Raw genomic sequence first — 15,048 nt, 5'->3', positions numbered from 1 at the left:
GAGAAATGTCGTGAAGCAAGAACGCACGAACTTTAAAGGGCCGCAAGTGAGGGTTTTAACGTCTGCTAATCGCCGGTTTAAGTCAGAGTTTTTTTGCACTCAAACGGATAAACTTCGCCAGAGCCTTGCACTCCGGGCCCTTCACCGCATCCACACAAGCGTTCTTCATGGCCAACTTGGAAACGCCACCACACTCCAGCATAAAACCAGCACGTCGTGCTAACGCATCCAGGTACTCGCGTTGCGCTCGACCGTTCCCTTCGCGAAATGGATGAATATGGTTGATCTGACCAAGTGCGATGCCTGCTTCGGCAGCAAAACCTTTCAAATCACCGTTCAAGTCAGACAGAAAAGCAGTTTCCTTGAGGCGAAGCCACATATCGTGGATATGCGGGTTCAATCTCTTGCTGTGCGAGAAATATGGTGTCGTTCTTGGCAATATCGACTTTGCGGCGCTCACCCGCCCAAGGGTAAATATCTTGGAACATGAACCGATGGATAGCCTGAAGGTACTTAAGCGAGAAATCGCCTTCGATGGGCTCTTCCTGGAGCTGAATAATACGAACTGACGCAAAGTCGGTCTCGGCTTCACCCAAGGTTACAGTGTCTGAATGTACAGGAGGTTGATCAGAACGCCATTGGGATAGGCGTAAGGGTCGTCTTCAACGGAGTAGCCCGCGACCTAGTAGTGATCATCACCCTCATCGTGAGTGATATCGCTGGTCATTTGGAGCCGTAACGAGCTTTGGTCGCAGCAAGCAGTTCTGCAGAGGATATCTTGCCGTCGCGGTACTCGGCCATTTTGCTCGCCACGAAAACACTGGTACGGGCGCTTTCAAGGTTATTCGTGGACGACGTTGGCCACGTTTGCGCTACGATCTGTGAATTGGCTGTTGAGCATGGGAGTTACCCTCGGAGAATCTACGGTTTACTGTATAGAACAATGGCACCAAGCTTCAAGGTGAAACCCTGTAAACGGCTACCGTAGACCCAAAACCCAAAATCATGTAGCTAACTGCCAGCACCTCAGGTAGTGTCACAAGGCCACTGCAGTAGGCTACAGGTTAATTGATTGCTCACAAACCTTTCGAGGCACGACAATGACCGATAGAAGACCAATAAACAAAGATGTGAATGTTCCTAAACCTGGTGGTGGTGAGCAGCCCCGGTCCCGAAATCAAGATGGTCAAATACGCGACAAGCGTAGCGATGCTGGGAAGCCTAAGAAGTAGCTAGCGTTCTTATCTGCTTCTTTGAATAAAACCACTTGCGCGGAAAATAAAGATCTACTGCGCAGGTGATTTTAAATAAGTCATGAGTGATACAGTGAAGAGAACAATGCCGCACCAGCCAAACTAACTGGTTGCTTTTGTGCTATAATTCTTAGATGACTCACGATATCGCAACAAGATTAGAGTTAACAACTTCCCGCTAACATCCACTTTAGTTTCACTCCAATTCAACTATTTGAGATATAACTTTCAAGACTAAACACATAAGACAGCCGACCCTACCCACTCAACAACTGGTCCATAATGCAATGTCTCCCCCTCCGACCAATGAATATATTTTGCGAGAGGTCATCACCCACGGGAGCTAATTCCTCAACAAAATCGACCGATAGCGGACTTGGGATGGCGGTAGGTACGCCACAACCTACGACTTAAAAGCAAGTATTAAAAGCTAATAAGTTAATGATTTTTTAGCGATTAAGTTTCGATACAGGAACAATTGAAACGGCCTACGGGGCTCGTAACACTTAGCTGTATCTTTGAATTTCAGAATGAGGTAAAGGATGCGCGACCGATATTAAAATACGTTTATTGATCACACGGCAATAAACTTAAAAAAACGGAGCTCATCAAAAGAGAAAAAAAACAAAGCCTCACAACTACAGTATATAGACATTCGAAAACATTAAAGCCCAAAACTACTTAAACACTCGGCCAATGTTTTACCACGAAGTAACGAAACTAATTACAATGCTCAGAGCCCCTAAAATCAATAGCACGACCATTGAAGTCTAGCGACTTCAGAGTGATGCAGTGCTCTAGCCATGTACACAAGGGCGGGCTATCCACGACATCCCTTGCCAATAGCACCAAGGCATGAGCACACCTACCGCACCATTAAGTTTTGCCGTGATTCTCCATATCAAACTTAATGACTTCGAACAATGCTATCGATATCCAATTTATTCCCAAATCAACAATAGGTTTAAAAAAAAGATCTGGAAATATTATCTGACTCGTACTGATGTTTTTTTGCCAACCACCTTGAAGAAAGTGAAAATATCGATTCCGTAACTCTATCATAAACTGCATAAACCCCAAAAAAGTTATTTTCAGCTCTTCATCCTCAGTTTCTCCTTCGATACAATTTTTAGCTTTTTCCTTATAAATTTTAAAATAAATACTCCGCATCTCCTCGACTTCTATACTGCCTATGTCTATGTCCAAAGTTAATTTGTAAAAATTTTCCTTGGACCAATGCGTCTTTATGAAATTTTTAAAAAAAAGCAGCTCACCCTCATTGTTTTTTGTAGGCATATATTGCTGAAGACTGCGAAATGAAGCATTAAAGCTTCTTGACTTTGAAACATAAATCAAAGGAATGCTATAGCTTATACCTTCCAGTATTCTATAAAGAAAAATAAATGATTCTAGATATCGCTCGCTTTTTCGCGCAACCACACAATTAATCAACTCAAACTCAATTGATGCGTAAAACTCCTCATTATTTTTCAATTTGCAAAAATACTCTGAAATATCCTCAAGCGTTACATCCTCCGGAAACATCTCCAGAAGCGTTTTCTTATTTGATCGAGAGTTTTGCGTATATGGGAAATTTAAATAATTAATGGCTGACTTGAATTTTTTATTGAAAAAAACATCATGTATAGTACATGTGCCCGTCAACAGTCGGAAAATCCTTAATGCGGAACTGTTATTTTCATGAAGTGACAAACCTACTAAAGCACCAGCACCTTTTGAAAATATAGGGTCAATATAAACATATCTATCAGTCATGTAGAGTCAGCTCGCTAAAGTGTTCCAAAAGCTCATCGGCATCCAGATGTCTGTACTCTGCAAAACTCTTGAAATACTCGCAAGAAAGCTCTCTTCTGAACTTACCAACTTTAATCCGAGAAGGATTGAAATCTGAGAAGGCCTGATCAAATCTATCAGTGCAGCTTGCAAACTCATCTTCATCTATAAGTTTTAGCTCTTCTATAGAGTGTTTCGCCCCAGCAGCAAAACCAACAAGGTTATTAGTAACCTTAAGCCACTTAAGAGACTCTGGATTCCTCTGATAAATGGCCAATATTTTAATAAACTCTTTAAAACTAGATTTATATTTTGTTGGCTCCACTGCCATAATTTTCCCAACGAGGAGATCATCCATTTTCTCTTCAATTATTTTTTTATTATCAACAATAGGACTATCCGCCATAAAGGCTAAATACGCCTGTATAATATCGGACTTCCTAAAGGATTTTCGAGCTGCGATGGTTGATGAATCTTTTTCAGCCACAACACTAATACCAAGCTTTTTAAAATCAAAGGCATTCGCTATCATTATCTCGACTTGATGCCGAGGCGTCATAGGCCTTTGTCCATTATTTAACGTTATCATCCTATACAAAAGCTTTTCAATAGAGTCGCAAAGAATGAAATTTATATAAAGATTAAAATCATCATCAAAATCTGTAACCTCCGAGGCGCGATGTAAAGTATTGAGCCGTTGAATACCATCCAAAACGAAAGAGTGATTTATATTTTTATTAACATACGATTCAATATCTTGAACAGTCCTTAAATCCTCATCCGTCACGAATGCAACAGTTATCGGCGGCATCACGCACCCATCTGTTATATCTCGCTCAAGCTTACTATAAAATTTCTTATCCTGAAGTTTTCTTTGAAATTCTGTTTTATCAATCAAAGGAATTAGGTGCTTTATAGCTTCTGTATAAGTTGATTTTCCGAAGGCTACTTTACCGCTAATTACACCATCGAATTGAATATCGAGTATTTTCATTTGCCGTCCATTTTTTGTTCCGGTTATCCCTAGCTTACTACAGTGTGATGGCACAATGCTCGCACTGGTGTGCAGTTTCAGAAGCAAGGCCCCAGGCTGACTGTCTATACACGCTCTATCAGCCAGCACTCAGAGGTTACCCATTTACTCCCAGGACTTTACTACAGAGGAACACCGAACGAAGCCCCGTGGGTGAAGACCAGTTGAATGGCATTGAGTAGGATGGCGGCAGCTCAATTTTTCCGCTGTGCTTTTACGTGTTTTCTCTTGGGTATCCCTGCCCAAATATTTCGAAATGCTTCCACTACACAGAAATAAAAGTGCTACCCTTGCACTGTATAAAAACACAGCTAAATCATAGGTATTCATACTCAGACCATCTGTCAGCTCATGGCCAAACCAGAATGCTGATCTAATGATGCAGAAATACGCATACTGGTGCAAAATTGCACCACACAATCAAACGATGAAAACCGTATATGACCCGCAGCCCCGCAAACACAGACCGTAAGACCGTAAGGACTTCCGTCATGTTGCCTGAAGACGCTCACCTTCAGGTCCAAGCGCTGGCAGACGCCAATAACGTCTCGTCCGCATGGGTCATTCGCATGGCCATCCAACGCTTTCTAACTGAATACAAAGGTCAGCTGGAACTGCCTCTGCGGCTGTCCACACGACCAGGATCTGACTCAAATGACTGAAGCCGTCTTTCTCCGCAAGCTAGCGCGCCTGAAAACCGGAGCAAAACCTCGTGTTTTGGACCTTTTCTCTGGCTGCGGAGGAATTTCCCTCGGATTCGAGGCTGCAGGCTTCGACATGCGTGCAGCTGTCGAATTTGAACCCAACGCAGCAAAATCTCATGGTCTGAATTTCCATGATGGCGCCGAAGCTCATAGCCAGCCTATCGACATTACCCAAACTTCCCCTGCAGAACTTTGCGCTCGCCTAGGTATTGGCGAGGTGGCTGATGCCTTCGACGTGGTTGTTGGCGGTCCTCCCTGCCAAGCATTTGCACGGGTAGGCCGCTCTAAACTGCGAGAAATAGAGGCCCATCCGGAAGCGTTTATCCACGACCCCAGGGCACAACTATATAAAAAGTACCTAGAGTTTGTTGATGCGTTTCAACCTCTTGCCGTTCTGATGGAAAACGTACCCGATATTTTGAACCATGGTGGGCAAAACATCGCAGAAGAAACTTGTGAAGTGCTTGAAGCGAAAGGCTATACATGCGGCTATACGCTTCTGAATGCGGCCTTTTATGGCGTCCCCCAGATGCGTGAGCGGATGTTCCTGATAGGTTATCGCCATGAGCTCGAACAACAGGTATCGTTTCCTTCTCCAAGCCACTGGCTGGTGCTACCGCCAGGCTATGAGGGCTCACGTTCAGTGGCACTGAAGTCGCTTCGAGGACTCCTTGACGAAGCACACTCATATATCGAGCCGCCCGCCGCAACCCCGGACCTGCCTCCAGCGGTAACTGCCGAGGATGCACTGAGTGATCTACCTGCGATCCACGCCCGAGAACTCCTGGCCAAAGGAGAAATTTCTCGAGGTGCCCGTCGCTTCGATACACCAGTTGGCTACAACCGCAAGATGCCTTCTGCTTACGCAAAACTTATGCGTACATGGCCCGGTCACGAATCTGCCAAAGAAGGCCCAAAGGATCACGTCATACGTTTTCTGCCACGAGACTACGAACTATTTGCTCGTATGAACCCAGGAGATCAGTACCCAGAGGCACATGCGCATGCAGTCACGATGTTCGAGGAACGTCTCGTAGTAGCACGAGCTAAAGGCGAAAAAATCACTGAAGGGTCGGCTCAATACAAAGCTCTTTGGGATTCGATTGTGCCACCGTACGATGCCAGTAAGTTTCCGAATAAGTGGCGCAAAATGTGGCGTAACCAACCAGCGCGTACGCTGATGGCACACCTTGGCAAAGACGGCTATAGCCATATCCACTATGACAGCAATCAATCGCGGACGATTTCTGTGCGCGAAGCTGCGCGACTGCAATCCTTCCCTGATGGATTCTTATTCAGTGGCACTATGAACCCTGCATTCAAGCAGATTGGTAATGCAGTTCCACCGCTGCTTGCGAAAGCAATAGCCACGAAAATGATGACTGCCCTCACGCAAAAAGAAAGGGAGACAGAGGATGACACTAGAAGAGCGGCAGCGGAAGTTTCTTGAAGCATCGCATAAGTATTTTGGGGGTACGAAAACTACTCGTACTAACAAGCTTTTCGGCGTTTCAAACAGCGCAAAAATCGTTGAGGGCGGAGTACAACTCGGTGTACCCAATCTCAAAGCTGTGCGTGAAGACACAGATGCCGATGCTTTCATTTTTGCTTGCGTGATGAAGTTCCCTCCAGAAGACGAGGTATATTTTTCCGTTCTCATCCGGAAAGATAAAGCAAACTTCCAAAAACGCCTCGCTGATATGATGCGCCTGGGCGCGATTGCAAAAAAAACCTCCGACAATAAATCAGACGATGAGGTCGAGGAGGAAAGCAATGAGCCAGAGAGAACGTTTAAGTACAACCATTCCAACCACGTAGTAGCAGTCTACCTAGCTGGAGACGGTCGGTTGTGGATGCGAAACTCCGGCTTCTGGAACAGCTTGAAATTTGATTTAAGTCCATTCGGACCTGGGGTAGAGCCAGATGAAATAGCTGTAGCACTCTATCCACCGACAGCATCGGCACGCCGGAGCTTATTAGCACGCGAGTTCATTGGCTGGCTTGGAGCCCTTGCTGGACAAGAGAAGATTCACGAAATCTCGGTCTGGGACGATGCTGCAACTCTCAAGTCTTCTATGTACCGTATGCCGTCAAGCATTCCGGTCGAAGAGATTGAAGCTGCAGTCAAATCACAAGGCGGTCACTACCCGAATGGAGAAGTGCGCCGCTTCCATGCTGCGCTAAATTTTCTGAATCATAAGCACTTTGTCATCCTGTCTGGCCTGTCTGGTACTGGCAAAACACAGCTAGCGTTGAAGTACGCCCGTGCAATTCATGGACTGACAGAGGATACAGAGTCCGATCCTCTGATTTTTGAATGCCCAGTGCGCCCCGAATGGACCGATCCAACTGGCCTTACCGGCTATTACGATGTGTTGACCAACCGATATGTCGTTCCGCCTTTCCTGGAAGCTGTATTGGTGGCCACAGCACATCGCGAGTCACCTGTCTTTGTTTTGCTCGATGAAATGAACCTAGCACGGGTCGAATACTACCTTTCCGATGTTCTATCGTGCATGGAAACTAAGGGGGCGCTACAACTTCACTCCAATGGCATACCTCTGGAAGGCACAACAGGAGCAAGTATTCGTGCTGAACTGCCACTACCGCCTAACTTGTTCATCATTGGCACCATAAATGTCGATGAAACGACCAATCCAGTCAGTGATAAGGTACTCGACCGGGCATCGGTCATAGATATGTCGATAGTTGATGTACCCGGATTTCTCACATCTCTAGAAGCCCAACATCCTGATCTCAAAAATGCGCGCGTAGCAGCCGAGCCAAAGCTTACGGAAATTCACCGACTGATGCAGCCACACGGATTAGGGTTTGGTTACCGATTGATTGAAGAGTGTGTGCGTTATCACGCCTTCGATGCGGAGCACCTCAAGACTCCTTCCATTGAGGTCACCGACCAGCTTTTGGTGCAAAAAGTCTTAGTCAAGTTGCGCGGTGCCGAACGACAGCGCTCACTACTTACCAGCTTAGAGAGGGCCTGTCAGGGTATGCCTAAGGCAGAGTCCTATATCCGGAAACTGTTGACCGACTTGGACGACTTCGGCTCCTTTCAGGCGATGCGCTGACTGTGACGAAACTCTATATTCAGGCCCAAGGTGTCGGACCAGCTTGGCAGGTTTGGCCAATAGCAGAATCAATTCCTCCAGGAGTCGTGTGCGAAGGTAACTTCTATATTTTCGAGTTGCGAGAGGGCGACGACGCCCTTAACACGGATTTATTGATTGATGATGTACCGATTGAAGCTCTGCGGTCTCGCCAGCCGAACGTAGCGCGCTGGCGCTGGGAACCGGGCTTTCATGCTGGAGTTGTTGAGGCTGTCCTACGCATTCCGGGCACAGGTACACGTCGCTTTGAAATAACAACCGACCCGGATCTGCGTAAGCTCACAAGGGATGATTTTGACACCATGGTGCGTGAAGTGTTGGAAGACACCTTCGCGCTATTCTCACTCAGCGCATTCCGTAAAAGCATAGCTCGCCAACCCGGCAATAAACCGCCACCCCTTGCACGACTTGAGTTCCTGCGTTCACGCGTGGATGAAATTTCAGATGCAATTGCAGCAATCGCTCGCTCGCCCCGCCACTTCCTACGTTCCGAGGAGGTAACACTACCTTCACACCGTGCCGCGCGCGCCACAGGGCCTGAGATCATTAAATCATTCCGGTCCGGAGCAATCCGGACCGAAACGGTTCGACCATCACGTCTTCCTGCCGTGCTGAAAGGTCGCTTGCCAGCCCAAATAACGGTACGGCGGAGCAGAAACAGTGTGGACATACTGGAGCACAGGCAGATCAAAGCGTGCCTCAAGTCATGGTCAGCTTGGCTTGCAAGTGTTGCTGAAGTTCTCGCAAAAACAGACACAGCATACAACTCGGATTTAAGTACGACCGCAGGCAGCTGGGCACTCCGTACGCGGAAAATTGCTCGCCGTCTCAACGATTTATCAAATTCAGGCTTTATGGCTGACGTTAGTGAAGGACCAGCACTACTTCGCATGTCTTCGCTGTTTCGTAACGACCCTGTCTATCAACGCTTTTATCGGCTTTGGCAGGATATGAACTTGGGACTTGCTGCGCTCTTCGGCGACTTTTTGCAGATGCCATTGGCAAGGACATTCGAGCTTTACGAACTATGGTGTTTCCTGCGCCTTCTGCGCTCAGCAGTTGAGCTGTATGGACCCACAGGTGTCGATTTGAGCAGCCTGTTTAGTACCAACTCTGTGGGCGGCGTGACAATCGCAGCAAGCGCTGTAATCGTACCGATCGGGCTAGGTAAGGTACTGTGCTTTCAGCGGAAGTATTCCGAATACTGGGTAGATTTCGATGGGAAAGGGAGCTTCAGCCGTTCAATGGTTCCCGACATAGTTCTCGCTGGCACAGGGCTCGGAAACAGCCAAGAACAGCGTGTCATCGTCCTGGATGCTAAGTACCGTATAAACAATGGGTTGAACGAGGCGCTAAATTCGATCCACACCTACCGCGATGCATTGGTTCAAGAAACTTCATGCGGTCAAATCGAAGACATTGTAACAGCGGCTTACCTTCTTACACCGCATATACCGAATCTGAGTACAGACTTTCGTACCACACCTGTACCAGGTCGCCTTTTCCATCCACAGTACCGAAAGAAGTTTCGTTTCGGCGCGGTCAATTTAAGACCTGGGATGAGCCAAAATGATCTGAAAGACTGCCTAAAAATAATCGTCGATGATGCAAGTTCGTAGGGGAGGAAGAAATGAATGACTGATGTTCTTACTGCCAAACAGCGCCAACTCAATATGAGTCGCATTCGAAGCCGTGATACTAAACCAGAAATGCTAATCAGGCGCGGATTGCACGCAAAAGGACTAAGGTACCGGCTACATGACAAGACCCTCCCTGGACGCCCCGATCTTGTTTTTCCACGATATCGTACAGTAGTATTCATTCATGGTTGCTTCTGGCACTTCCACAAATGCGCTCTTTCGAAATTACCAGAAACACGAAAAGACTTCTGGCGCCAAAAACTTGAGCTTAATGAAGTCAGAGACAAAAAAACAGTAACTGAACTTTTGGATACAGGCTGGCGCGTCCTTGCCATCTGGGAGTGTGCTTTGCGAGGGAAGCATCGCATGACTGATATTGACGTACTTGCTCACGCAGCTAAATTCATTCGTAACACTCAACCCACCACACTCACTATTTCGTCACTTAACGAGCCATACACTTGAAATTTTTCTTAAACTTATAATGTAAAACTCATCCTCCCTGCCCAACGACCCACTTAAAACAAACTCAAACCTGCAGATAAGTTCAATATCTACATCACTCAGATAATGTAGTTTTAGTCGGAAGCGTCCCCTCTCAATGAGTGCATACTAGGAAAAGGGGTTTTGCCCGCGACTACTGCCACTGGAGGCTTTGAGCGTTATGAACAACACATTCATGACTAGAAAAATTAAAGACCTAGAATCCATGAAACTCCCCAGAAATCTCTATAGGTACATTCTTCTCATGGGAATTGACCGCAAGGAGTTCACCTATTATAGAGAGTGGTTACAGTACTGTGAGCTTTATAAAGTCATGGCTACCCTTCAAGGCTCAGATGGCTTTGAGGTAATAGCCGCCCGAGTGATTCCATTTGTAGAAAAAAGCCGACCAAAGCCATCGAAACCAGCTCCCTCGCCTACTTAGGCTCGCCCCCCCAAGAAGAAGCACCGCATGAATAGCAAAGAGCGCCGCCGCTTGAGCGAAGAGGAGTTACACTTTCTGAGTTTGGAGGCAATGAGTAAAGCAGAACGCTTTTTAGCGAAAGAACTCCGCAGAGCTAAACCCATTCCAAGCAAAATGATAAAAGACTGGAACGCATCACCTAAAATTGGTCTCGGTATTGAAAGCACGCTGGTACCTCCACCGAAAACCAGACAAAACCAAGTTAAATTAGATGCTCACACGATCTCTGCCACACATCAAAATACGACATCTCATATCTTGTACACCGCAGGGTGGACACTAGCACAGGATGAGAATTAGTTTACATGGCTCGTGCTTTATACTTTGCTCCGAGACCTTAAAATGACCCTCCCAGTACCTCCGGAACCCAATTCATAACAATCAACTCCCCCGTCACCTCTGCCTTCCCCTGCCGCTGATTCGTGGTCGTGTACCTGATCTCGGTCGTCTCAAAATGAAACCCTTCAAATACCCGCCGAATGTCCGGATGATCGTTGATGCTGACCATCACCTTCCCTTTGCAGCGCCGCATAAAGTCAGCCATCCGCTCGTAGTTCTCAAACGGGAAATCCACGCCGTAGCCAGCAGTCTGCCAGTAAGGTGGGTCCATGTAATGGAAGGTGTGCGGCCGGTCGTAACGCTCTGCGCACTCAAGCCAGGGCAGGTTTTCGACGTAGGTGCCAGATAGACGCTGCCATGCAGTAGATAGATCCTCTTCTATGCGCAGCAGATTGATTGCTGGAGCAGTTGTTGCGGTACCGAAACTCTGCCCTGAAACCTTGCCACCAAAGGCATGGTGCTGCAGGTAGAAAAATCGCGCCGCGCGCTGGATGTCGGTCAGGGTTTCCGGGCGGGTCATTTTTTGCCACTCGAATATCTGCCGTGAGCTGAGGGCCCACTTGAATTGACGCACGAATTCTTCCAGATGGTTCTGCACCACTCGGTACAGGGTCACCAGGTCGCCGTTGATGTCGTTAAGCACTTCGACCGGAGCAGGCTGTGGGCGCAGGAAGTACAGCACCCCGCCGCCGGCGAAGACTTCGACATAGCATTCGTGGGGTGGGAACAGGGGGATAAGGCGGTCGGCCAGGCGGCGTTTACCGCCCATCCAAGGAATGATGGGTGAAGACATATTATGCAAGACCTTTACTGTATGGATAAACAGGTTCTAGGCTCGCCCCGCTTTGTGCTCGGAGCAGGAGCCTTGACTGGGCTTGCAGGGCTAATCTGCGGGTTTGGTGGCCGGACTGGATGTTGACGCATCCAGCTTCGGCCGCTCTTTTTATTTCGTGTCTGAGACTTCTTTGGCGTAGGCCTGACAGGCCTGCAGCGCGATCAGTCCTTGATCGCCGTCGCCGGTGATTCCGATAATTCGTTGAGCATGCGCTGGGTCAAGTTGGGCTCTATAGGCGCCATAAACCATGCCGCCGGTGCTGGTGGTGGCTTGCATTCCGTCACAACCAATTGCGGTGGTGGCGTCGAGTTGGACTGACAGCCGCAGGTCAGCAGTAGCAAGGCGATCACGCAGGCGTGCTTGTTTTGTTTTTTCATCGGTCAGGGCTCGGTAATGGGCTTGGTCGCTGGCTGCCAACCACTGCTCCAGGGCGAGGCGCTTGCCCTGCTCCGCCAGGATTTGCGCGGAGTTGGCATTGGCCAGATGGGTGAGCGCGGTTTGATGTGTTGCCTCCTTGGCGGCCAGTTGCCGGCCGTAAGCGTTGGCCTGCCACTCCCATGCAGCCCACGCACTGCCCGCCATCAGGGCCAGGATGATCAGCAGCACCCCACCCCGCTTCACCGCATCGACCTTCACGCCAACACCTTAAGCGCCCGGGCGTACAGCGCCTGTCGATCGGCCGCGCCGTTCTGGCCACCGTTGATGCGCTGGGTGATCTTGTCGAACTGGCCCGCGTCGGCCAGTGCGCTCAGGCCCTTGGTCGCCCAGAACCATGCCGCTGACATGCAGGCGTGCTGTGGTTTCTCCAGCAGCTCGGGCTGCTTGATCAGGTCAAGGCCCAGCCCTTCACCGCACGCCATGTAGTTGGCCCGGCCGGTGACCTGGATCAAGCCACGCCCCCGGTACTTCGAGCCGTCGCCAGCCACGGTGTTGCCCAGGTCTTTGCGGCCTTCGTATCGAGCTTGGGCGGCCGTTGGGCCCCAGATTTCCTTGACGTATTTGAGCTGGCCAGACTCGTGGCCAATCTGGGCGATAAACGCAGCTACGCGCTTCGGGCCAATGATCTGGTAACGCACCATCGCGGCGTTGAGCACCGGCACAAAAACGCCGGCAACTGGGCCGGCGTTGGGGAGAATCTGCAGGAGTTGTTGCTGGGTAATCGACATAAGTTGCCCTTACGAAAAAGCCCGCACAAGGCGGGCCGGGGGTGGGGATTTTCGGGTTATAGTTGAACGATTTTTAGGGTCTTCTCAGGCTTTTTGCCTTTGACCTTGGCCTTACCCTTCTTGCCGGCATTGCACTCGATCGTCGTCGACCAGCCAGACTGGGTGAATACCTGCTCCCGGGAGTCCACCAGATACTCGCCATCGAGCCCGTTCTTGAACCCCTGTGCGTTGATCATCCGCTCTGCGAACAGATCAGAACGCCCGGGCATTTCCAGCCGCACACCTGCAGTCGAGCGATTGAATGCGGCCAAGCGCGCCTTGGCGGCCTGTTCGGCGGCGGTCTTGTTCGGGTGGATATGCCGATCGGTATGCACCGGCGGCAGTCCGTCCGGGGCGTCGTCGTTGTTCAGATTGACCACCGCCAGTTTGCCGGTGGCTTTGTCCTGATACTTGGTGCTCACAGCCTTGTGGGTCGAGCGATCGCCCAGCCGAAAGCTGTAGCGGCTGACGTCCGTTTTGTTGATGGTCACGACGCCCAGCGTTTTGCCGCTGGCCGTGACACCGCCCTGACGCGGCATAACGATCAACTTGCCGTCAGCGACCTTGGCCGTGCAGTCATGCAGCCGGGCCAAGCGGGTAATAAAGTTAAAGTCAGATTCCCCCAACTGGTCAGCCCGGGGCACGATCGTGGCCACCGTGCAGGCCGGCTCCCAGCCGTTACGCCGCGCCACGGCGCTGACGATGGTGGCCAGGGTGTCGCCCTCCCAGCTACCGCTACGGGTGGTCTTGCCACTGCCGCGCATGTCGCTGGCCTTGCCGCGTATCACCAGCGTGTCCGGCGGGCCGGAGACTTCGACCTCATCGACCACATAGCGGCCCTCCCGGGACAAGGTCGACCCGGCATAGCCCAGATAGATTTCGATGCTGGCACCGCGAGACGGCAACGTCACGGCGCTGTCGCGGTCGTCAATGCGCAACTCAAACTCGTCAGACTCCATCCCGGGCTTGTCCGAGGTGCGCAGCAGCAACAGCCGGTCGTTGATCATGCGGGTGATATCGCTGCCATCGGCAACGACGCGGAAAACGGGCGTCATATCTAACTCCAACAAAAAGCCCCGCACATGGCGAGGCTTAGGTTTTAAGGCGCGTTACGCGTAACGATCAGCTCCAGAGCTGTACGGCCTGCTCATCGGTGGTCAGCGCCAAGTCCGGCAGCACGATCAGCACACCGCCGCGATACGGCTCAGGCTCGACGGCCAGCCCGGGGTTGGCCTCCAGCACCGCCTCCAGGCTGCCGTTGAGGTGGCCATAGGCGTTGTGGCAGATGGTGTAGAGCTTGTCGCCTTCAAGCGTTCTGCAGGTCTTCGCCATAACGGACAAACTCCAGACTAAAGCCCTGCTTGCGGGGGATTCCGCCCTGCAGGAACGCGCTCTGATCCTCGGTGATCGAGGTCAGGCACCAATCTCCCAGGACGTAGCCATAGCCCGTGGTCAGGCCCAGCGGCACCAACATCCCGCCGATGCTGCGCAGGGTGTCCAGTTGCTTGAGGCCGCCCCGGTGCCCGGGAAAGATCGAACCTTTGAGGGTGATTTTGTCGTCACCCATGCCCACCGCCTGCTGTGCCGGCCGACGCATCAGGCGCTCTTGCGAGGCCCAGCGAAAGCCGCTCTGGCGGTTCAGTTCTTCAAAGGCCGCCGTGTCCAGGTTGAAGTAGTACGGCGGCGCTTCGTGCTTGTGCGGCTGCAGGATCAGCAAGTGAGGGAACGGCTTCACCGCTTCCACCGCCGGCGTGGTATCAGTCGCAAAAATGCTGGTCGGCAGGATGTTGCCCAGTGCGGGATTGATCTTGCCGGCAATCTGGTTGATCGCGTTCTTGGCCCGGGTGGTCTGCTCGCCCAGCACCTCCAGCCGCTGCTCGATCTGCGAGGCGGCACGGGCGGCTTGGTTGTAGACCGCGACCACCGCGCCCACCTTGGCCTGTGCGGCGCTGATACCGCGCATGACCCGCTGCAGCTTTTCTCCGACCATCGGCCCAATGACCGGCAGGGTCTCCAGCTCGGAGGCCGCGCCGGTCATTTCACTGATTGCGCCGTTGACCGGCCCCATCATGCCGTCAAGGTTGCGCCGCCCTGCCTCCCCGGCTGTGGCCAAGTAACTGACCGTGCTTTGCATCTGCTCCATATAGGGCATA

At 50.5% G+C, this 15,048-nt stretch carries 15 protein-coding genes; 6 read left to right on the top strand and 9 right to left on the bottom strand.

All coding sequences use genetic code 11. The features are described from left to right. Window positions 1-82: 82 nt before the first annotated feature. The 3 genes from KO536_RS03715 to KO536_RS03700 all read right to left on the bottom strand — a co-directional run bounded on the left by KO536_RS03715 (window position 83) and on the right by KO536_RS03700 (window position 4,041). Window positions 83-400, bottom strand: a complete 318-nt coding sequence (locus KO536_RS03715; RefSeq protein ID WP_257622765.1) for a Fic family protein — start codon at window positions 398-400, stop codon at window positions 83-85. A gap of 1,729 nt (window positions 401-2,129) precedes the next feature. After that, window positions 2,130-3,029, bottom strand: a complete 900-nt coding sequence (locus tag KO536_RS03705) for a hypothetical protein (RefSeq protein ID WP_219261118.1) — start codon at window positions 3,027-3,029, stop codon at window positions 2,130-2,132. Further along, window positions 3,022-4,041, bottom strand: coding sequence for a hypothetical protein (locus tag KO536_RS03700; protein WP_219261117.1), 1,020 nt, complete (start codon window positions 4,039-4,041; stop codon window positions 3,022-3,024). Before KO536_RS03700 ends, KO536_RS03705 begins: the two co-directional genes overlap by 8 nt. Before the next feature lie 479 nt (window positions 4,042-4,520). Between KO536_RS03700 and KO536_RS03695 the strand changes: the two genes are divergently transcribed. The 6 genes from KO536_RS03695 (at window position 4,521) to KO536_RS03670 (ending at window position 10,816) form a co-directional block, all read left to right on the top strand. Continuing rightward, entirely contained in the window at window positions 4,521-4,742 is a 222-nt protein-coding gene (locus KO536_RS03695) for a CopG family transcriptional regulator (protein WP_307876312.1), read from the top strand. Beyond that, the gene (locus KO536_RS03690) at window positions 4,735-6,234 is read left to right on the top strand and encodes a DNA cytosine methyltransferase (protein ID WP_219261115.1); all 1,500 of its coding nucleotides are present in this window, start codon (window positions 4,735-4,737) and stop codon (window positions 6,232-6,234) included. The genes KO536_RS03695 and KO536_RS03690 overlap by 8 nt, the downstream gene beginning before the upstream one ends. Further along, on the top strand, window positions 6,200-7,870 hold the full coding sequence (locus tag KO536_RS03685) for an McrB family protein (RefSeq protein ID WP_219261114.1): 1,671 nt from the start codon (window positions 6,200-6,202) through the stop codon (window positions 7,868-7,870). The genes KO536_RS03690 and KO536_RS03685 overlap by 35 nt, the downstream gene beginning before the upstream one ends. A gap of 2 nt (window positions 7,871-7,872) precedes the next feature. After that, the gene (locus tag KO536_RS03680; RefSeq protein ID WP_219261113.1) at window positions 7,873-9,528 is read left to right on the top strand and encodes a DUF2357 domain-containing protein; all 1,656 of its coding nucleotides are present in this window, start codon (window positions 7,873-7,875) and stop codon (window positions 9,526-9,528) included. A 15-nt stretch (window positions 9,529-9,543) separates the two neighbouring features. Further along, window positions 9,544-10,014: a very short patch repair endonuclease gene (locus KO536_RS03675; RefSeq protein ID WP_219261112.1), complete on the top strand. Its 471-nt coding sequence runs from the start codon at window positions 9,544-9,546 to the stop codon at window positions 10,012-10,014. Between the two features lie 490 nt (window positions 10,015-10,504). After that, entirely contained in the window at window positions 10,505-10,816 is a 312-nt protein-coding gene (locus KO536_RS03670; protein WP_219261111.1) for a hypothetical protein, read from the top strand. Window positions 10,817-10,853: 37 nt separating this feature from the next. Here KO536_RS03670 and KO536_RS03665 read toward each other — a convergent pair whose 3' ends face one another. The 6 genes from KO536_RS03665 to KO536_RS03640 form a co-directional block, all read right to left on the bottom strand. Beyond that, window positions 10,854-11,648 (bottom strand): DNA adenine methylase, encoded by a 795-nt coding sequence (locus KO536_RS03665; RefSeq protein WP_219261110.1) that lies wholly within the window; start codon window positions 11,646-11,648, stop codon window positions 10,854-10,856. A 150-nt stretch (window positions 11,649-11,798) separates the two neighbouring features. Continuing rightward, entirely contained in the window at window positions 11,799-12,326 is a 528-nt protein-coding gene (locus KO536_RS03660; RefSeq protein WP_374105685.1) for a lysis protein, read from the bottom strand. Further along, entirely contained in the window at window positions 12,323-12,856 is a 534-nt protein-coding gene (locus KO536_RS03655) for a glycoside hydrolase family 19 protein (protein ID WP_219261109.1), read from the bottom strand. Before KO536_RS03655 ends, KO536_RS03660 begins: the two co-directional genes overlap by 4 nt. 56 nt (window positions 12,857-12,912) lie before the next feature. Continuing rightward, entirely contained in the window at window positions 12,913-13,950 is a 1,038-nt protein-coding gene (locus tag KO536_RS03650) for a phage late control D family protein (protein WP_219261108.1), read from the bottom strand. Window positions 13,951-14,017: 67 nt separating this feature from the next. Then, window positions 14,018-14,227, bottom strand: coding sequence for a tail protein X (locus KO536_RS03645; RefSeq protein ID WP_219261107.1), 210 nt, complete (start codon window positions 14,225-14,227; stop codon window positions 14,018-14,020). Beyond that, window positions 14,202-15,047 carry a phage tail protein gene (locus KO536_RS03640; RefSeq protein ID WP_219261106.1) on the bottom strand — a complete coding sequence of 282 codons (846 nt, stop codon included), beginning with the start codon at window positions 15,045-15,047 and terminating at the stop codon, window positions 14,202-14,204. The genes KO536_RS03645 and KO536_RS03640 overlap by 26 nt, the downstream gene beginning before the upstream one ends. Between the last annotated feature and the right edge of the window lies 1 nt (window position 15,048).

The organism is Pseudomonas sp. NKUCC02_KPG (assembly GCF_019345465.1).
Taxonomy (GTDB): Bacteria; Pseudomonadota; Gammaproteobacteria; order Pseudomonadales; family Pseudomonadaceae; genus Aquipseudomonas.
This window is presented reverse-complemented; position numbering and strand designations above follow the sequence as displayed.